Source organism: Streptomyces sp. NPDC040610 (assembly GCF_055594065.1).
Genome location: NZ_JBVIXA010000001.1, coordinates 514,319 through 534,539 on the forward strand (window position 1 = coordinate 514,319; position 20,221 = coordinate 534,539).

Here is a 20,221-nt window from a genome sequence, read left to right on the forward strand (position 1 = left end):
AGAACGGCCGTGGTGGCCGGAGTGATCACATCCGTCCTTGCGGCCGGGGTCACCGGACTGCCCGCGGCGGCCGTGACACCGTCCGAACGGCCGCCCGCGGCCACGGACAAGGCGCCGCGTACCGCGTTCACGGACGACGCGGCCGCACGGCGCGCGGATGCGTCCGGGAAGCGGGTCGAGGTCCTCGGCCGACGTACCGAACGCGGCCAGACCTTCGCCAACCCGGACGGCACCTTCACCGTCAAGGAGTTCGCGCAGCCCGTCCGGACGCGGAAGGGCGGCACGTGGGCCGACATCGACACGACGCTGGTCAAACAGCCGAACGGCGCCCTCGCCCCCAAGGCCACGCCCATCGCTGTGACCCTTTCCGGCGGTGGGGAGGGCCCGTTCGCCACGATGGCGCGCGACGGCCGGACACTCTCCCTGTCCTGGCCCGGCAAGCTGCCCGCGCCCGACGTCGAGGGCGCCACGGCCACGTACCGCGCGGTGCTGCCGGACGTCGACCTGGTCGTGCGCGCGGAGCCCGAGGGTTTCGCGCATCTGCTGGTCGTCAAGTCCGCGAAGGCGGCGGCTGATCCGAAGCTGGAGGCCATCAACCTTCCCGTCGATGCCCGGGGCGTCGACGTCCGCAGGGACGCCGAAGGCGGGCTGGTCGCCAAGGACGGACGAACCGGAGGCACGGTCTTCGAGGCCCCGCAGCCGGTGATGTGGGACTCGAGCGGTGACAGCCGGGCCGCGGGGCGCGACAAGGGCGCGGCGGCGGCTCCGCAGGCCGTACCGGGCGACGGCGCCCGGGTCGCGGATGTCGCGCTCGGTCTGCGGCGCGACGTCATGACCCTGAAGCCGGACATGAAGCTGCTCAGGGGCGAGCACACCCGCTTCCCGGTGGTCATCGACCCGGTGGCGCGGACGAAGAGCCGCACGGCGTGGACCTGGGTGTCGTCCGCGAAGCCCGGCCTGGAAGGCTGGAAGTTCCCCAACTCCGACGACGGCGTCGAGTCCGGCAAGGGCGTCGGTCGCTGCCCGGCGAACTTCTCCGTGCGCTGCACCGGCAGCGACGACGTACAGCGGCAGTACTACGCGATGCCGACCGGAAGCTTCGAGGACAAGAGGATCCTCAAGGCCGAGTTCGCGATCACGCTGGTGCACACGTACAACAGCGAGGCGCGCTCCGTGCAGCTGCACCGCGTGAACAGCTCCGGCGGCAGCGCCATCAACTCCCGTACGAACTGGTCCAACAGGCCGTCGAGCAAGGACCACATCACGTCGGAGTCGCCGACCGACCCGACCGGCTCCTGCTCGGCCACCAACCAGAACGTGCGGTTCAACGTGAAGGGCACCCTGCAGAAGGCGGCGTCCAGCGGCTGGGACACCACCACGTTCGGGCTGCAGGCCGCGAGCGAGGACTCGTACGTGTCGTGGAAGCGGTTCTGCAACAACGCGGCGCTGGAGGTCACGTACAACAGGGCGCCCTACCAGCCCAAGATGGACGACCTGTCCATGGACCCCGGAGGCAAGTGCGCCTACGGGGAGGCCGCCAAGCACTACACGAAGAAGGCACCGACGCTGTCCGTGGACATCTGGGACCCGGACCACGGTGACGCCCACGGCAACTCGGAGAAGCTCAGGGCCCAGTTCGAGATCTTCTGGACGGACAAGAACGGCGCCGAGAAGAAGCACGTCGTCACGACCGGCTACAAGCAGTCGGTGTCGCAGCGCGGCCGCAACAGCGGTGTCGCGGGGTTCGACTACAAGGTCGGCGAGGACATCCCCGGCGACGGCACGGGCTCCTTCACGCTGCCGCAGAACACCGTGATCGGATGGTGGGTGCGCGGTGGTGACGACATCGAAGGATCGGACGAGTCCTGGGGGCCGTGGAGCCACGAAGGCTCCGGCACCCGGTGCGAGTTCATCCTCGACTCGACCAAGCCCGACGCCCCGGAAGTGAAGTCCGAGAAGTACCCCAACGACGACAAGTGGCACGCGGGCGTGGGCGACTACGGCACCTTCGAGCTGCACTCCGAAGGAACCGACGTGGTCAAGTACCGCTACCAGTTCACGGGCGAGGAGGAGCGGACCGTCACGCCGGGCGCGCCCGGCAGACCGGTCACCGTGCGCTGGATGCCGCGCCGGGAGGCCCCGATGACCCTGTTCGTCAGGGCGGAGGACCGGGCGGGCAACAGCAAGGACATCACCAAGTCCTACCGCTTCCGGGTCGCCAAGGGCCGCTCGGCCAAGGCCGCCTGGGCCCTCGCGGACCCGGTCGGGTCCCAGCAGGCCGCGGGGAACGACGGCACCCCGGCGGCGACGGCCGGACCGGGAGTGACGTTCGGCGAGGACGGCCCGCACGGCTCGGTGCGCACGGCGGCGACCCTGAACGGCGGCAGCGGTGCCTACCTCAACACCGGTCAGCACGTCGTCGACACGGACAAGACGTTCTCCGTGGCGGCCTGGGTGCAGCTCCCCGAGCTGCCGAAGAGCTCGATGAGCGTGATCAGCCAGGACGGCACGGCCCAGTCGGGCTTCTCGCTCGGCTACGACGCCACGTCCAAGCGCTGGTCCTTCCTGGCACCCGACAGCGAGATCGACTCGATGATCTCGTGGCAGGTCCAGGGACCCAGGCCCGTGCCCGGCGAGTGGACCCACCTCGTCGGCGTCTACGACAAGGACGAGGTCAAGGGCAAAACCCCGGGGACCATGCGCATGTACGTCAACGGCACGCTCGTGCAGGGCGACATCCAGGAACGCCCGACCACCTGGAACGCGACCGGCTCACTGCAGATCGGGCGCGCCCTGGAGCCCGACGGATACACCGCGCACCTCAAGGGAACCGTCGCGGACGTCCAGGCCTTCGACCGGGTCCTCTCCGCCGGTGAGACACAGAGCCTGGGCGGAATCCCGCCGCTGCAGCGCGCCTACTGGGACATGGACGAGTCCGCGGGCGGGGTGGTCCCGGACCGGTCCGGGGGCAAGGGCCTGACGATGCGCGGCGGTGCGTCCGTCTACCAGGCGGACGACTCCTGCGACGTCCTCGACCCGAACTGCAAGCCGGCCGAGCAGCCGGTGTGGGGCGACGGCCATCTCGCGCTCGACGGCAAGGACGGGTACGCGAGCCGCCCGGCCGGACTCCTGAAGTCCAAGGCCAGCTTCACGGTCACGGCGCGGGCCAGGCTCGCCTCGCCCGACGCCACGGCCGACCAGACGGTGTTCTCGCTGCCCGGGACCGAGGGCTCGGCGGCCACCGTGCGGTTCGACAAGGACTCCGGTCGCTGGCAGCTGCGGCTGACCGAGAAGGACAAGCCGGACGCGGCCCAGCAGGAGGTGACCGCGAAGGGAGTCCAGCCCAGCAGCTCGGGCGACGGCGACCACCTGGCGCTGTCCTACAACGCGCTCTTCGAAGAGGTCCGGCTCTACGTGAACGGCCAGTGGACCGACCAGGTCGTGAAGTGGCCCAACGACTGGGACTTCGCCACGGCCGGAGTGCAGGTGGGCCGCTCGGGACCGACCTCGGGATCGCAGTACTTCTCCGGCGCGATCGACGAAGTACGGGTCTTCGAAGGGGCCTTCGACGAAGCCCTGGTGGCGACCGTCGCGCGCCTGGAGTCCGGCGTGAACCTGGACGGAACGGTGACGTAGCCGCGGGCAGCCGGACGGGGCGGCACCGAGAACCGGCCGCCCCGTCCGCCGCGCATTCCGCTGACACCCCTCTCTTCCGCTTCCGCGACCTTCCCGGAGTGATGACATGTCTACGTCCCGTCGGTTCCGCCTGCCCTCCTGGTCCGCACACCCAGGAGCACGCCGTCAGGTGGTCCTCGCCCTCGGCGTCTCCCTGGCCGTGGGGCTGCTCCCGCAGTACGTCCCGCAGGCGGCGGCCGACGACAAGGGCCGCACCCGCCCGGGCCTCCAGAAGGACCTCGGCGAGCCCGTGCCCGGCACGGACCTCAAGCCCGAGGGCGGCAAGGCCGACCCGGCGGAGAAGGCACGGGTGGACAAGCCCGCACCGGTCAGCTGGCCGAAGCCCGGAAGCGACGCGGTGTCGGTCGGCTCCTCGGCACGGCCGACCAAGGCGACCGGTCTGCCCGTGAAGATCGGCCCACCCGAGGAACGCGCGAGATCCGGACCGGGGGTCCCGGACACCGTCAAGGTCGACGTGGTCGGCCGGGGGAAGACGAAGGCGGCGGGCGTCGACGGCGTCCTGCTCACGATCGCCGATGGCGGGAAGACCAAGGGGAAGGCCGCGGGGAAGGCCACGGCGAACGGGTCCGAGGACGCACGCAAGAGCGGGTCCGACGCGCCCAAGGGCGCACCGACGGACGGAGCGGACCGCCCCGGGGTCGCGCGCCTCACCCTCGACTACTCCGGCTTCGCCGACGCGTACGGCGCTGGATACGGCTCCCGCCTCCGCCTCGTACAGCTCCCGGAGTGTGCCCTGAGCACGCCGCGGAAGAGCGGCTGCGCCACCGCGCGCGAGCTGCGGACCGCCAATGACACCACCGCCAGGACACTGAGCGCCGACGTCCCGGTCGGGACACGCGGCGACCGGTCCGCCGCCACCGTGCTCGCGGCCACCGCGGGAGCCTCCGGCGACCAGGGCAGCTTCGGCGCCACCCCGCTCGCCCCGTCCGCCGAGTGGAGCGTCTCCAACTCCTCCGGCGCCTTCAACTGGACGTACCCACTGCGCACACCGCCCGCCCCGGGCGGACTCGTGCCGTCGGTCGCGCTCGGCTACAACTCCCAGTCCGTCGACGGCCAGACCGGCGCGACCAACAACCAGGGCTCCTGGATCGGCCAGGGCTTCGGCTACGAGCCCGGCTTCATCGAGCGGCGGTACAAGCCGTGCGCCGACGACGGCCACGACAAGGCCAACGGCGACCAGTGCTGGGCCTACGACAACGCCACCATCCAACTGGCCGGCGGCAGCTCCGGCGAGCTGATCCTGGACGACGCCACGGAGAAGTGGCGGATCAGCGGCGACGACAACAGCAAGGTCGAGAAGCTGTCCGGGGCCGGCAACGGCGATGACAACGGCGAGCACTGGCGCGTCACCACGACCGACGGCACCGAGTACTACTTCGGCCTGGACAACCTGCCCGGATACACCTCGGGCAAGGAACAGACCGGATCGACCTGGACCGTCCCGGTCTACGGCGACGACGCCAAAGAGCCCTGCTACGACGCGACGTTCGCCAACGCCCACTGCAAGCAGGCCTGGCGCTGGAACCTCGACTACGTCGTGGACCCGCACGGCAACGCCATGTCGTACTTCTACGGCAAGGAGACCAACTACTACACCCAGGGCCTGAAGACCGACGAGAACGGCAAGTCCTACACTCGCGGCGGCTACCTCAAGCGCATCGACTACGGTCAGCGCCACGAGAAGGTGTACAGCACCCCCGCCGCCGCCCGCATGGTGTTCGACACCGACGAGCGCTGCCAGGGCGCGGCGGCGGACTGCCAGCCCGGCGACCTCACGGACGCGACGGCGGGGCGCTGGCCCGATGTCCCCTGGGACCTCAACTGCAAGGCCGAGACGAAGTGCAAGGGCCAGAACAGCCCCACGTTCTGGACCCGCAAGAAGCTGAACAAGGTCACCACGCAGATCCGGTACGGCGACGGCTACGCGGACGTCGACTCCTGGGACCTCGGCCACCTGTTCACGGACAACGGCGACAGTTCCAGATCGCTGTGGCTCAACACCATCAAGCAGACGGGCCACGCGGGTTCCGGCACGGCCGAGACCCCTTCTGTCGAGCTGGGCGGAGAGCAGCTGGCCAACCGTGTCCGCAAGAAGGACGACCCCATCCAGGACCTGAAGCGCTTCCGCCTCGCCTCGGTCGCCAACGGCTCCGGCGGTCGGCTGAGCGTCGTCTACCGGAAAGCCGAGTGCACGGCGGCCGACCTGCCCCCGGCGGACTCGCCCAAGACGGCCTGCTTCCCGGTGAAGTGGAACCCGCCCGGCAAGGAGAAGCCGATCACCGACTGGTTCCACAAGTACCTCGTCGAGCGCGTGGTCGAGGACGACGTGGCCGCGGACGCGCCGGACAGCGTCAGCACGTACGAGTACGAGGGCGCGGCGGGCTGGAAGAAGGCCAAGGCCGACGGCATCACCAAGGACGAGTACCGCACGCACAGCGACTGGCGTGGCTACGGCAAGGTCCGCGTGACCAAGTCCGACGGCACCGTCAGCTCCTCCGACCAGCGCACGGAGCACGTCTTCCTGCGGGGGCTCGGTGGTGAGGTCACGGACTCGACCGGCACCAAGCACACCGACGCGGACGAGCTCTCCGGGCAGGAACTGGAGACGACCACGTACGACGGCGGCTTCGGCGCCGACAAGGTCGTCTCGAAGAGCATCAGCACGGCGTGGTCCCACACCACGGCGACCCGGGAGAAGACCTGGGGGACCCGCAAGGCGTACTACGTGCGCCCCCAGACCACGCGGACGTACACCGCGCTCGGCGGCGGCAAGTGGCAGGAGGTGGCCGCCACCACGCGCTACGACTCCACCACCGGCCGCGCGGTCGAGACCGACGACTTCGGTGAGGTCGGCGACGGCACCGACAACCAGTGCGTCCGCACCGAGTTCGCGGACAGCAAGGGCGCGCACATCTACGACCTGGTCTCCCGTGTCGAGAAGGTCGCCGTCACGTGTGAGGCGAAGCCGGACCGCAAGACCCAGGTCATCTCCGACGACCTGACGTTCTACGACGGCAAGGGTCTGGGAGAGGCGCCCACCAAGGGCGACACCACGAAGGTGCGGCGGCTGTCCAAGCACGACGGCACCACCGCCACCTACCAGACGGTGACGGAGACCGCGGCGACGGACTTCGACAGGTTCGGGCGGCCCCTGAAGGTCAAGGACGCCAAGGGCACCGAGACCACGTTCCAGTACACCGAGACCGACGGCCTGACGACCAAGCAGACGGAGACCAATCCGCTGGGCTGGCAGGTGTCCACGGAGTACGTCCGCTCCTGGGGGTCCCCGTCCGCGCAGATCGACATGAACGGCAAGCGCAGCGACCTCGGGTACGACGCCCTCGGGCGGCTCACCTCGGTGTGGATGCCCGACCGGAACAGGGACAAGGACTTCTCCCCGTCGATCAAGTACAGCTATCTGATCCGCCAGAACGCCCCGACCGCGGTCAAGACGGAGAAGATCGAGAACAACGGCACGTCCTACGGCACCGAGTACACGCTCTACGACGGCATGCTGAGACCCCGTCAGCAGCAGTCCGAGGGCCCGGGCGGCGGCCGGATCGTCGCCGACACGCGCCATGACGCCTTCGGCAACGTCGTCGAGACGGCCACGGACTACTACACCAAGAAGGCTCCCAGCGACGAGATCTTCAAGCCCACCGGTGAGGTGGACGGCCAGACCGTCACCCGGTACGACGGCGCCGGTCGCAAGACGGCCGAGATCTTCCAGGTCGCCGACGAGGAGAAGTGGCGCACCACGTACGCCTACGGCGGCGACCGCGTCCACGTCGATCCCCCGGCCGGTGCCGTGCCCACCACGACGGTCACCGACGGCCGCGGCAGGACGTCCGAGATCCGCCGCTACAAGGGCGACAAGCCCGTGCCCACGGGCACCGCGGCGGACTACGAGGCCACGTCCTACACCTACACCCCGGCCGGACAGCTGAAGTCCGTCGAGGACCCGGCGGGCAACTCCTGGTCGTACGGATACGACCAGCGGGGCCGCAAGACGTCGGCCACCGACCCGGACACGGGCCAGTCCACCTACTCCTACGACGTCCTCGACCGGCTCGTCTCCACGACGGACATGCGCGGCAAGAGCCTGTCCACGAAGTACGACGAGCTGAGCCGCCCGACGTCCACCTGGGAGGGCAAGCCCGACGAGGGCACCCAGCTGACCGCGACGACGTACGACCACGTCGCCAAGGGCCAGCCGTACGGCACGTACAAGTACGAGAACGGCAAGGTCCAGACCTCGACGCTCAACGTCCAGCTGGACGAGCTGTACCAGCCGACGCTGACCAAGGTGGCGCTGGGCGGTGACACGGCCGCCGAGCTCGCGGGCACCTACGAGTTCGGCACCCAGTACAACCCGGACGGCACCGTCCAGTCGCAGAGCGTCCCCGCCGCGGGCGGCCTCGGCTCCGAGACGCTCACCTACACCTACGACGAACTGCAGCGCCCGACCCAGCTCCTGTCGACCCTGGACGGCAAGCGCCAGGGGGCGTACGTCGGACAGGCCTCGTACGCCCCGACCTCCCAGCTCCAGCAGCTGGAGCTGGGCACGATCGGCGGCTCGGAGGGCAAGAAGACCTGGCTCACCTACGAGCGCGAGCGCGGCACCGACCGGCTCTCGAACTCCCGGGTGGACGTCTCGGGCGTCGACGCGGTGACGTACGACGCCGACTACACGTACGACGCGTCCGGCAACGTCACCTCCGTCGCCGACACACCCACGGGCGGCCAGGCGGACGTCCAGTGCTTCCGCTACGACTGGCAGCGCAGGCTCAAGTCCGCCTGGGCGACGGCCAACGCCGCCGACGAGGCCGCGGGCACCGGCAAGCAGAACAAGGCGTGCGCGGACGACCCGAGCGCGCCGACCCTCGGCGGCCCCGGGGCCTACTGGCAGGACTTCGACTACGACGCCTCGGGCAACCGCAGCAAGCAGGTCCTGCACGGGGTCGGCGGCAAGCCCGACGTGACGCGGACGTACACCTACGGCAAGGACGCGGACGGCAACGGCGGCCCGCACACCCTCACCAAGGTCGTCACGGACACCCCGGCGAGCGGCAGCGGCCCCGCCGTGAAGTCGCAGGACACCTTCGCCTACGACGCCTCGGGCAACACCCGCCGACGGGTCCTCAACGGCACGACACAGGACCTGACCTGGAACGCCGAAGGCAAGCTGACGAAGTCGGCGAAGCCGGACGCGGAGGCCTCGGCCTTCTCCTACGACGCCGGCGGCAACCGCCTGCTGCGCAAGGAACCCGGCGAGCAGACGCTGTACCTGCCCGGCATGGAACTCAGCCTGAACACCGACACCCGCGCGGTGCGGGCGACCCGCTACTACTCCTTCGCCGGCCAGACGGTGGCGATGCGCACGACGAAGGGCGTGCAGTTCCTGGCGGGCGACCACCACGGGACGTCGCTCGCGGCGGTCGACGCCCAGTCCGGTGCCGTGACCCGGCGCCGCATGGACCCCTTCGGCAACGCGCGCGACGCCGGTGTGACCGATCCCTGGGTGGACGACAAGGGCTTCCTCGGCAAGCCCGTCGACACGTCCACGGGGCTGACCCACATCGGGGCCCGCGAGTACGAACCCGAGAACGGTCGCTTCGTCTCGGCCGACCCGCTGATCGACTTCAACGATCCGCAGCAGATCAACGGGTACGCGTACGCCAACAACAGCCCGGTGACGATGTCCGACCCGACGGGTGAGAAGCCCGACGAGTGCGCCCTCATCGGTGTCTCGTGCCGGCTGAAGGACAACGGCGGCTGGACCTCCAAGCCGACGCCGGTCTACAAGAAGTACTACATGCTCGACAAGACACCGGCCCAGCGGAAAGCCGTCATCGTCCGCACCAGGGCCAACGTCGAGCAGAGCCGCGCCGTCCTGGCCGCCAAGGAACTCGGCAAGATCGTCCAGGACGAGCTGGGCATCACGGACGCCCTCGACTGCTTCAGCACGGGCAGCCTCGGCTCCTGCGGGGCGACCATCCTCAATGTCGTCACGAGCGCGATCGGCGCGAAGATCGGCCAACTCGCCAAGAAGTACGTGTGGAACTGGAAGAAGGGCATCGCACTCGCCAAACGCGTCTGGGGCCTGCTCGGCAAACTCAAGAGCAGCTACGGCAAGTGGCGCAGCCTGGACAAGAAGGCCGACAAACTGGAGGACGCGGCCGAGAAGTCGTGCGCGTCCAACAGCTTCACGCCCACGACCAAGGTCCTGATGGCCGACGGCACCACCAAATCCATCAGAGACGTCGACATAGGCGACAAGGTCCTCGCCACCGACCCGAAGACCGGCAAGACCAAGGTCCGCACGGTCACGGCGGAGATCAAGGGCAAGGGCCCCAAGAACCTCGTCAAGGTCACGCTCGCCGTCGACGGCAAGAAGTCCCCCAAGAAGTCCGCCAGGACGGCCTCCGTCACAGCGACGGACGGACACCCCTTCTGGGTCCCGGAGTTGGGCAAGTGGCTCGACGCGACCGACCTGCGGTCGGGGCAGTGGCTGCGGACCAGCGCGGGGACGTATGTCCAGGTCGCGGCGGTCGAGCGGTGGACGCAGTCGGCGACGGTCCACAACCTGACGGTTGCGGATCTGCATACGTACTATGTGGGGGCGGGGAACGCACCGGTACTCGTTCACAATTCAGGTGGTACCTGTCCGCTCTACCGAAGTGACACCCGCGGCCCGGACGAGATATTTGAGTCGGGATTTGAGCCGAGAGGCGACAATATGGACCTCCTGGAGCATGCATCTGGATACTCAAGGGACTCTGGATATATTTCCACCACCACTTCAGAGTCTGTGGCGATCAAGCGCGGCGGAAACGTCTACGAAATTCGCGGCGTTGATGGAGTGGATGTGAACAAGGAATTTCCTGGGAATCCGTTTGCGCATGAAAGGGAGACTGCAATTCCAGGGCGGGTTGATACGAGTTGCATCGTTGCTTGCAGACTTCGAGACGGAACTAGGGTTCCTAACCCCAACTATGGCGGGGGATGATTGTGGAGGAGTTGGCTCGGACCGCAATCAGGGCAAACGGGGAGAAAGTCAACGTGTTGCTCCAAATTTCTACACTGCCTTCGACTCTTCGGGTGAGATTGACCGATGAAGAGTTTGAGCGAGTCTATGAAGAGGTTGATTTGGTGGAGTGTCTCAAATCAGCCCGCCGCGATCTCGAAGCCATGGGGCTGCTCCTGTGTTGCCAGGGTGTGAGATTGAATGTCTTCCCGTCGGGGATGGCGAGGCAGATGACGGAAGGGCGATTGGCCTACTCGTTGGAAGCCGGAAAGGAACTCTCTGATGACGATCTCGTGGATATCTTCGCTCCAGCAGACTGTTCCGAAGTCGCAACGCTAGAAGACCAACTAGCGGCAATGAGGGAACTGTTTCGCATGAAACGAAGTTGATTCACCTTGGGTGAATTTGATGGCCCCACCGGATTATTCCGATGGGGTCATCAGTGCGGATTGGCGGCAGCGCTGACGGCGACGTCAGCAGACGGCTGCTGTGGTCGACGGGTCTTCAGGGGCGCTGTTGGTCGCGCTGAGCGCGTCGTTGATGGTGTCGATGGCCTGGCGCTGGAGGCGCAGCCGCACATGGGCGTAGGCGCCGGCGGTGACGCCGAGGTGGGCGTGGCCAAGCAGCTCCTTGATGACGACGAGGTCGACGCCTTGTTCCAGGAGCAGGGTCGCGGTTGAGTGCCGGAGATCGTGGAAGCGGATGGTTCGGAGTCCTGCGCTGTGGAGGAGGCGGCGAAAGCGGCGGGTGAGGTTGCCGGGGTCGAGCGGCTTGCCTTTCGTGGTGGTGAAGACGAGCCCGGTGTCCATCCAGCCTGTTCCGGCCGCCTGGCGCTCTTCCTCCTGCCGTTCCTGGTGGATCTTGAGGGAGCTGATGCATTCGGTGGGGAGGGCGATGCGGCGTTCGGAAGCGAGCGTCTTGGTGTTCAGGGCGGTCAGGCCCTGGCTGCGGGTGCGCTGGAGGGAGCGGTGGATGGTGGCGGTGCCGCCGTCGAGGTCGAGGTCTTGTTGATCATGCCCGATGGGTGGAGCCGCTAAAGCGTGAAGGGTTTCGGGCTCACTCCTTGGCGCAGGTGGTCCTCTCGGTGATGGGGGCCTTTCGATCACTTCTTGGAATACCGCGAGAAGCCGTACCTGGGCTGAATCGAATGATGGCAGTAGCTAACGGCAACAACCCCCAGCGTCATCCATCTGGTATTAATGGGCAGCAGTGGAACTTCTTCTCGTGGAGGCGCCCGCAGTTTGACGATCCAGGTAAGGGGGCAGATTTGTATGAGCTTCCATTGGAGATGTTCCCCGGACTCTTGGGTGTGATGATTCCAGGGCCGGGGAGAGTGTCGTGATCGGTCTCTGGAGCAAGTCGCAGGTGATGGAGAGATGGCGGAAAAATCCGAGGGAGAGCTTGGTCGGCTCTGGGCCCGCCCTGCGGTGTCGTCAGCTGGGGCGTTGGCGGTTTTTCATGTGGAAGTTGGACGATGGGAGGAAGCGGAGAGCTTCGCCCGCCGCGTTCGAGAGCTCGTAGCAGCCGGGGTTGAAATGTCCCGGAACGGAGAATTGTTCGAACTGGATCAGCTTCCAGTGGATGCCCTTCCGGACTGGGTCAGCGGTGACGACTTCTCTCAGGTGCGCCGGGATGCCCGTCTTCGGTACTCCCTGCATCGTGGTGAAGAGGAGTGGACGACCCAGGATCTTCTCTTCGCGTTCGAGCCGAAGCAGAGGCATTGGAAATGGTGGGATGTGACTCTGCTTGGCGGAAACCTACTTCAAGTGTGGGTAGATTCTCTGGGTGAACCCGTCTTCGCCTGCGATGAATTGAGATGGATTCTCTATCTAAGTGGTGCTCATGCCGTCGTCGGGCCGTCGCTGTTGTCGCCCGATCTTTGGGGCCAGGAACCGTCGGCTGGCGTCGACGTTGATTCCTCGCGCTCAGGTTGATTCGCCTCCATCAGGCAAATCTGAAGCCCTGCCAGGTGCGTCTTGGGTGTACGGGACGCTGCGGGCGCTCAAGGGCAGGGCGTTGGTCGCTGTGTAGTAGGGCCTCAGGCGGGTCGTGGTGGTGGGGTGGGCGTGGGGGAGCTCCGTCGCGGGGTACGTGTCCGTCTTCTTGCGTTCGACTGTGTCTCCTGTGATGCGGCCCAGGTGGATCCGGCCCGCCGTGGTGTGTACGTGGACATCCCAGATCGTGTGGTCCGCCGTGCCGTGGTGGGTCTGTGCTTCGGCGTAGGGATCGTGAAGTGGAAGTGGGTCGGGGTGAGGTTGTGGGCCGGCACGGTGATGTCGGGGGTGGGTGGGGTGTGTGGGGGGCTTGATGCGGGGGGGGGGGGGGGGGGAGGGTCACCGTCGTTCCCTCGGGTGGAAGTTGGGCGTTTCCGAGGAGGTGGGCCGTCACCGTGGCCCCCGTTTCGTCGATCAGGACCTGGTCCACCTCCGCGTGTGCCGGGCGGAGCCACGTGCGCAGGGCCAGGTAGTCGTCGCGTTTGCGTAGGAGGAGACCCAGTGGGCCTCGGGGGAGGGTCGCGGGGGCCAGGACTACGGCCAGGTCCCCGGTGGGCGTGATGCGGGCAGAGGCTGTGGGGGAGGGGGACAGGGGCGGCTCAGGGGAGGGGGCGGGTTTGGGGGTGGCTGTGGTGTGGCTTGGGCCCGTCAGGGCCGTGCGGATTCGCGCGGCGAGGCGGGGGCGAGAGGGCGCGGTCGTCGGTCGCAGCGCGGGGCGCAGTTCCTCGATCAGGCCGAGGTACCGGCGCGCGATCACCGACGGCACGTACGTCGCCGCCTTCGCGCGCGCCGCCACCCCAGGCGGGCGCGCAGGTCCCGGTCCTTCATCAGGGACTTCAACGCGTCCGCGTACGCCTCCACCCCGCCCTCCAACGGCACGAGCACCCCGTCCGCGCCGTCCGAGACGATCTCCGCCGGGCCGTGCGGGCAGTCCGTCGTGACGACCGGGACGCCGCAGTGCATCGCCTCGACGATGGTCATGCCGAAGGACTCCATGTCGGAGGAGACCGCCGCGATGGCGCCCTTCGCCCACTCCGTCTCGATGGGCGCGGCCGGGCCCATCAGCAACACCTGGTTGTAGAGGCCGAGTTCGTCGATCTGGCGGCGCAGGCGGGCCCGTTCGGGGCCGCGGCCGTAGAGGCGCAAGCTCCAGTCGGGGTACTCGGCGGACACCTTCGCGAACGCCGCGACGAGGCGGTCGTACCGCTTCACCGCCACCAGCCGGCCCGCCGCCACTACGACCTTGGAGTCGAGGGAGGACGGCCGGACCGCAGGGGCGGTGACGCCGTTCGGGATGCAGAGGATCTTCGCGCGTACGTCGGGGAGTGCCGCCCGGTACAGTGCCGCGTCCGCCTCGGAGACCGTGACGAACGCGTCCAGGCCGGTGGCGATCGCGGCGTTCTGGTCGCCGCGGAGCTGGTCGCTGTGCGCGTCGGGGGAAAGGTGCTCCTGGCCGATGCGGAGGTAGCCGTTGAGGATCGGGCGTGTTGCTATCACCACGTCCGCGTCCGACTCTTTCAGGTGTTCGGCTATGACCTGGTCGTGCAGCGCCGTGTAGTGCAGGCGGCCGAAATCCACTCCCTTTTCCGGGAACATGGTGTTCGGGAGTTGATTCAGTTCGTGGTCGCCCTGGTGCGCGGGGAAGTCCGTGCGCATCTCGATGAGGGAATGCAGGCGTACGCGCGGGTCGAACGGTAACTCCTGTCTCTCCGCCACCCTGTGCACGCTCGTGACCTGCACGTCGTGCCCGGCTGCCGCCAGCGCGCCGGACAGGTTCGCAGTGGAGCGGATCGTGCCGCCGATTCCGTACGCGTTGTGGAGCAGGAATTCAATCTTCATCATTGGCCCCTGATCTTTCCCTGTGTATGGGGAAAGTGAATTCACGGGGAGGCGTGGGTGTCAACGCGGGGCGTAAATGGGTGGGAATTCACGGTTCCGGTGCGTCCGTCGGCCCGCGCGCGGGGAGTCGGTCGGCGCCCCCCCGCGGGGAGGCGAGGGTGGCGCCGACCGCTTCCGGGGACCGGGAGAGCCCCGGAAGGCCAGAGGGCCCGGTGACGAGCCGCCACTCCCTACGTTCGGAGCGTCGGGCGGGGAGGATTGGGCATCGTTGCTGATTTGTCCTGGCGAATGGTTCGTCAGATGGCGGTGCGGGGTGGCTACTTCCGGCACATCTGTCTGAACTCGTCTTCTCTGTCGGTGTTTGCGTACGTCAAGTGGGAGGTCTGCGTCACAGGTAGGGGGGTGCCTGGACTCCCCGTACTAAGGGCTCCTACTCTTGCCGTTCACTCAGTTTCCGTACCAGGAGCCACCTTTGCTATTCCGAAAGAACATCCTGCGCTTCGGCGTGCCCGCAGCCGTCCTCGCGCTCACGCTCACCGCGTGCGGAGGGGACGACGGCGGTTCGAAGAAGTCGAACAGCAAATCCAAGGACGAGGCCCCGGTGGCGGACTCGAAGGAGAAGCCCGCCGGGGAGAAGCCGGGCGGCGGCGCGCTCGGCGTCGGCAAGAGCGCCACCGGCAAGGTGAAGGAGGGGACCACCCCCGTCACGTACGAAGTCGTCGCGCAGAAGGTCGACGTCGGGACCGAGGCCGACACGCAGAAGCTGGTGCGGGACCCGAAGAAGGCCAAGGGGCTCGTCCCCGCCGTCGCGCACCTGAAGTTCACGCACAAGGGCGGCGGCGTCGTGAAGGAGACCCCCGACGCCGCCGACACCACGGAGATCTGGGCCGACGGCCGGCGCGGGGGCCTCGTCATCGGTGCCTCCGAGGACGCGCCCGGCTGCGACGACCCGCTGGACATCGAGGGCTGGAAGCAGGGCGAGAGCCATGTGCTCTGCGAGACCTACCTCGTGCCCAAGGGCTCCAAGGGCCTTGAGGTCCACTGGGCCGAGAAGGAGGACGGCGAGCCGTACATCTGGAAGTTCGACGGTCACCGGTAAGAGTTCGCCCGTAACCGGTAAGTAGACGCACATCCGTGCGCGGGTGAACGACGACGGCGCCGCCCTCGGCAGGGGAGGGGCGGCGCCGTTCCCGTCGGCTGCCCGTCAGCCGCTTGGCGCGATCTTCCGGCGCCCTACGTCGCAAGGATGACCCCACACCCAGAGGTGGACCCACCTGACCTGCGGTGATCGCTCTCCGCCTAGCGGAGGTAACTATTCTTCATACCCGCCGTACCAGCCGGACATGCGCACGCGGCCAGCTTTCTTACCTCAATCTGGCTGAACTTTTGTTGATCGAGCCTTAGTTGACCCGTCGGTCGCCTTACCCTTCACAGGGTGAACCAATTGATGTCCCGCGAGTCCGAATCCGAGTCCGTGCCGCCCGGAGATCTGCCCGGCGCGCTGCCAGAAGAGCTGCGCGCCGAACTCGTGGCCTTCCGTCGCGACTTGCACATGCACCCGGAGCTGGGCCACCAGGAGTTCCGCACGACCGCGGCCCTCAAGGCCCGCCTGGAGGCAGCGGGGCTCGAACCCCGCGTCCTACGCGTCGGCACCGGACTCATCTGTGACATCGGGGGTACCCCCGACGGTGCCGCCCGCCCCGTCCTCGCCCTGCGCGCCGATATCGACGCCCTGCCCATCCCGGACACCAAGACGGGCGTGTCCTACCGCTCCACGGTCCCCGACCGCGCCCACGCCTGCGGCCACGACGTGCACACCACCGTCGTCCTCGGCGCCGGACTGGTCCTCGCCGAGCTGGCGAAGCAGGGGCTGCTTCCGCACCCGGTGCGGCTGATCTTCCAGCCCGCCGAGGAGGTCCTGCCCGGCGGCGCCACGGACGCCATCGAGTGCGGCGCGCTCGACGGCGTCGGCCGGATCATCGGCGTGCACTGCGACCCCCGCGTGGACGCAGGGCGCATCGGCCTGCGGCACGGACCCATCACCTCCGCCTGCGACCGCCTGGAGGTCTCCCTCGACGGCCCCGGCGGCCACACCGCCCGGCCGCATCTGACGACGGACCTCGTCACCGCCGCCGCCAAGGTCGTCACCGAGGTCCCGGCCCTGGTGGCCCGCCGCATCGACGCCCGCTCGGGCCTCGCCGTCACCTGGGGCCGCATCGAGGCGGGCCACGCCTGCAACGTCATCCCCCAGCACGCCGAGCTGTCCGGCACCATCCGCTGCCTCGACCTCGCGGCCTGGCGGCAGGCCCCCGACCTCGTGCACGCAGCCATCCAGGAGATCGCCGACCTCTACCGCGCCAAGTCGGAGATCAACTACGTCCGCGGCGTCCCGCCCGTCGTCAACGAACCGGTGGTCACGGACCTGCTCCGGGACGCCATGGCCGCCCGCCGCGGCCCCGCCTCCGTCGAGGACACCGAGCAGAGCCTGGGCGGCGAGGACTTCTCCTGGTACCTGGAGCGCGTCCCCGGCGCCATGGCCCGGCTCGGCGTCCGCACCCCCGGCGAGCGCGGCACCCGTGATCTGCACCAGGGCGACTTCGACGCCGACGAACACGCGATCACGGTCGGCGTCGAACTCTTCACGGCCGCAGCCCTCATCGACGGCGCCACGCGTTCCGCATAACGGCGCGACACGTTTCGCACAGACGGCGCGACACGTTCCGCACAACGGGGCGACGCGTTCGGTACAGACGGCGCAACACATTCCGCATCAGGGCCACCACCCCCGGCCCCACGCCCGCGTAACTCCCCTTACGCGGGCGTAACCCGTACCACCCTTCGAGGGCCCGACCCACCCCGCCACGAATCGATAACGGCCACCGCCGAAACCGTTCCCTCCCCTTTCTACGCGCGTTAATGTGCGCCGAAATCAGCGCCGTCACCGGTGCGTTGGGGAACGTTCGAAACGTAAGGGGTGCGTCCTATGCGTCGGCGTCGAGTGTCGAGGATTTCCCAAGTGGCCGTGACGGTGGCGACGTTCGCCCTCGTGGCCTCCGCGTGCGGCGGCACCAGCAGCGATGCCGCCAAGGACGACGACGGGGGGAAGAAGGACGACGGGAAGTACTCCGCCAAGGGCATCGGCCTCGCGTACGACATCGGCGGCCGGGGCGACCAGTCCTTCAACGACGCCGCGTTCACCGGCTACGAGCGGGCCCGCAAGGACCTGAAGATCGGCGGCATCGCCATGGAGCCGGGCGACGGCGAGTCCAGCGCCGACAAGACGCAGCGCATCGAGACCCTGGCCCGGCAGGGCTACAACCCGGTGATCGGCGTCGGATTCGTGTACGCGCCCGCCGTGCAGGAAGTCGCGAAGAAGTATCCGAAGATCACTTTCGGACTGATCGACGACGACACCGTCAAGGCCGACAACGTGACCGATCTCGTATTCCACGAGGAACAGGGCTCGTATCTCGCCGGGGTCGCGGCGGCGAAGGCGACCAAGGTCAAACACGTCGGATTCATCGGGGGCGTGGACATCCCGATCATCCATAAATTCGAGGCCGGGTTCGTGCAGGGCGTGAAGTCGGTCGACCCGAAGATCAAAATAGAGAAGCGGTATCTGACGGAGAAGCCCGAGGAAGGCGGATTCGCCAGCCCCGACAAGGGGCAGGACGCGGCGAGCGGACAGCTCGAAGCCGGGGCCGACGTGCTCTACCACGCGGCCGGGCTCTCCGGGCAGGGCGTGATCCAGGAGGCCGGGTCGCAGAAGAAGTGGGCGATCGGCGTCGACTCCGACCAGTACAAGCAGAAGGCGCTCGACAAGTACAAGAAGTACATCCTCGGCTCCGCCCTGAAGGACGTCGGCGGCGCCGTCTACGACCTCACCAAGTCGGTCGTCGAGGGCAAGCCGATGACCGGCACCCAGCGCTACGACCTGAAGTCCGGGCGCGTGGGCTTCTCCGATGCCAATCCGGCGTACCGGGACATGAAGGACGTCGTGGCTGCGGTCGAGAAGGCCAAGAAGGACATCGTCGAGGGCAAGGTGACGGTCAAGACCCGGCCTTGATCCGGGTTTTGTGTGGTGTGTCCGACGTCGTACGTATAACGACGTCGGACACCCGTCCTTGAGTCGTACGTATAACCCGTTGGGCCCCGGTGAATCCGCCGCAGTTCAGGCCTCCGATGGCCGCCGCACCCGGCCGTCACCCGCCCGACGCCTGGTGGCCACAGCTCGATAACGGACCGGACAGAAGGGTTCTTATGTCAGGTCTACGCGCGTTACGCTGCGGCGAAATCAGCGCCGGGTGAGGCGCACTGCACGTACGTGGCTCGTCGTGTGTCCCCAGGTCCGCAAGCCGCGTCCGTACTCACGTCCTTGTACATAAGGAGTTCGTCTCTATGCGCCGGGTGTCCCGAATAGCGCTCGCGTCTGCCGCGACCGCCGCTCTCGCCGTTTCCGCCACCGCCTGCGGCGGTACCTCCAGCGACGCCGCCAAGACCGACGACGGCAAGAGCAAGGGTGTCGCGATCGCGTACGACGTCGGCGGCGCGGGCGACCAGTCGTTCAACGACGCCGCCACCGCGGGCATGGACCGCGCGGCCAAGGAGCTCAAGGTCGGCAAGAAGGCCGTCGAGCCCACCGACGGCGAGTCGGACGCCGACAAGGTCCAGCGCCTCACCGAGCTGGCCAAGCAGGGCTACAACCCGGTCATCGGCGTCGGCTACGCCTACGCGCCCGCCATCAAGGAGGTCGCGGCCAAGAACCCGGACGTCACCTTCGGCATCGTCGACGACGCCACCATCAAGGCCAAGAACGTCTCCGACCTGGTCTTCAACGAGGAGCAGTCCTCGTACCTGGCCGGTGTCGCCGCCGCGAAGGCCACCAAGTCCAAGACCGTCGGCTTCATCGGCGGTGTCGACAACCCGCTGATCCGCAAGTTCGAGGCGGGCTTCGTCCAGGGCGTCCAGGACACCGACAAGTCGGTCAAGGTCAAGCGCCAGTTCCTCACCGAGAAGGCCGAGGACGGCGGCTTCTCCAGCCCGGACAAGGGCAAGGAGGCGGCCAGCGGCCAGATCGAGGGCGACGCCGACGTGGTCTACCACGCCGCCGGTCTCTCCGGTCAGGGCGTCATCGAGGCCGCCGCCGCCAAGAAGGTCTGGGCGATCGGCGTCGACTCCGACCAGTACAAGCAGAAGGCGCTCGACAAGTACAAGAAGTACATCCTCACCTCGGCCACCAAGGACGTCGCCGGAGCGGTGTACAACCTGGTGAAGTCGGTGAAGGATGACAAGGCCGAGGGCGGCGTCGTGCGCGCGGACCTCAAGTCGGGCGGTGTCGGCCTCGCCGACTCCAACCCCGAGTTCACCAAGATGAAGGACCTGCAGGCCGCCCTGAAGAAGGCCGAGCAGGGCATCACCAGCGGCAAGATCAAGGTCAAGACGGCGCTGTAATGGCGCCGTTACGGCGGCGGAACGGGGTGTGAGGACACTGGCGCAACGGCCTCCTCGCGCCCCGTTCGCGCGGCCAGGGCCTCAACCACCGCGCCCGGCACCCCAGTTGACGGCGTACGACGGTCAGACGGCGTCGTGCTCCGTGAGCTCGGGCGGCCGTCCGGTGGCAACTGAGGCGTGAAGCAGGGGCACACACCGCGTGTGCGGGTCCGGC

Annotated in this window: 9 protein-coding genes and 1 pseudogene; 8 read left to right on the plus strand and 2 right to left on the minus strand. The window is 68.0% G+C overall.

Annotated elements, in window-relative coordinates; all coding sequences use genetic code 11:
- Positions 1-21: 21 nt before the first annotated feature.
- The 3 genes from ACZ6AA_RS02445 to ACZ6AA_RS02455 all read left to right on the plus strand — a co-directional run bounded on the left by ACZ6AA_RS02445 (position 22) and on the right by ACZ6AA_RS02455 (position 11,112).
- Complete coding sequence (locus tag ACZ6AA_RS02445) at positions 22-3,636, plus strand: LamG domain-containing protein (RefSeq protein ID WP_471455820.1); 3,615 nt, start codon at positions 22-24, stop codon at positions 3,634-3,636.
- A gap of 106 nt (positions 3,637-3,742) precedes the next feature.
- Positions 3,743-10,705 carry a polymorphic toxin-type HINT domain-containing protein gene (locus ACZ6AA_RS02450; protein ID WP_471455822.1) on the plus strand — a complete coding sequence of 2,321 codons (6,963 nt, stop codon included), beginning with the start codon at positions 3,743-3,745 and terminating at the stop codon, positions 10,703-10,705.
- A gap of 92 nt (positions 10,706-10,797) precedes the next feature.
- Positions 10,798-11,112, plus strand: a complete 315-nt coding sequence (locus ACZ6AA_RS02455) for a hypothetical protein (protein ID WP_471455824.1) — start codon at positions 10,798-10,800, stop codon at positions 11,110-11,112.
- An 84-nt stretch (positions 11,113-11,196) separates the two neighbouring features.
- Here ACZ6AA_RS02455 and ACZ6AA_RS02460 read toward each other — a convergent pair.
- Positions 11,197-11,733 (minus strand): annotated as a pseudogene (locus ACZ6AA_RS02460) (tyrosine-type recombinase/integrase); the annotation flags it as partial.
- Between the two features lie 366 nt (positions 11,734-12,099).
- Here ACZ6AA_RS02460 and ACZ6AA_RS02465 point away from each other — a divergent pair.
- Positions 12,100-12,657 (plus strand): hypothetical protein, encoded by a 558-nt coding sequence (locus tag ACZ6AA_RS02465; RefSeq protein WP_471455826.1) that lies wholly within the window; start codon positions 12,100-12,102, stop codon positions 12,655-12,657.
- 813 nt (positions 12,658-13,470) lie between these two features.
- On the opposite strand, the gene ACZ6AA_RS02470 is transcribed toward ACZ6AA_RS02465, so the two are convergent.
- Complete coding sequence (locus tag ACZ6AA_RS02470) at positions 13,471-14,559, minus strand: glycosyltransferase (RefSeq protein ID WP_471455828.1); 1,089 nt, start codon at positions 14,557-14,559, stop codon at positions 13,471-13,473.
- Positions 14,560-15,028: 469 nt separating this feature from the next.
- On the opposite strand from ACZ6AA_RS02470, the gene ACZ6AA_RS02475 reads away from it, so the two are divergent.
- The 4 genes from ACZ6AA_RS02475 to ACZ6AA_RS02490 all read left to right on the plus strand — a co-directional run bounded on the left by ACZ6AA_RS02475 (position 15,029) and on the right by ACZ6AA_RS02490 (position 20,007).
- A complete protein-coding gene (locus ACZ6AA_RS02475; protein WP_471455830.1) occupies positions 15,029-15,655 on the plus strand; it encodes a hypothetical protein in 627 nt (208 codons plus the stop codon).
- A gap of 348 nt (positions 15,656-16,003) precedes the next feature.
- Positions 16,004-17,239, plus strand: coding sequence for an amidohydrolase (locus ACZ6AA_RS02480; protein ID WP_471456598.1), 1,236 nt, complete (start codon positions 16,004-16,006; stop codon positions 17,237-17,239).
- 300 nt (positions 17,240-17,539) lie between these two features.
- Positions 17,540-18,622, plus strand: a complete 1,083-nt coding sequence (locus tag ACZ6AA_RS02485; protein ID WP_468451060.1) for a BMP family lipoprotein — start codon at positions 17,540-17,542, stop codon at positions 18,620-18,622.
- Between the two features lie 332 nt (positions 18,623-18,954).
- Positions 18,955-20,007 carry a BMP family lipoprotein gene (locus tag ACZ6AA_RS02490; protein ID WP_468451062.1) on the plus strand — a complete coding sequence of 351 codons (1,053 nt, stop codon included), beginning with the start codon at positions 18,955-18,957 and terminating at the stop codon, positions 20,005-20,007.
- Positions 20,008-20,221: the final 214 nt, after the last annotated feature.

Bases quoted from the DNA above. Each gene is read 5' to 3' on its own strand.
- ACZ6AA_RS02450 (WP_471455822.1), top strand. From the start codon at position 3,743: ATGTCTACGTCCCGTCGGTTCCGCCTGCCCTCCTGGTCCGCACACCCA.
- ACZ6AA_RS02465 (WP_471455826.1), top strand. From the start codon at position 12,100: ATGGCGGAAAAATCCGAGGGAGAGCTTGGTCGGCTCTGGGCCCGCCCT.
- ACZ6AA_RS02470 (WP_471455828.1), bottom strand. From the start codon at position 14,559: ATGATGAAGATTGAATTCCTGCTCCACAACGCGTACGGAATCGGCGGC.
- ACZ6AA_RS02480 (WP_471456598.1), top strand. From the start codon at position 16,004: ATGTCCCGCGAGTCCGAATCCGAGTCCGTGCCGCCCGGAGATCTGCCC.
- ACZ6AA_RS02485 (WP_468451060.1), top strand. From the start codon at position 17,540: ATGCGTCGGCGTCGAGTGTCGAGGATTTCCCAAGTGGCCGTGACGGTG.
- ACZ6AA_RS02490 (WP_468451062.1), top strand. From the start codon at position 18,955: ATGCGCCGGGTGTCCCGAATAGCGCTCGCGTCTGCCGCGACCGCCGCT.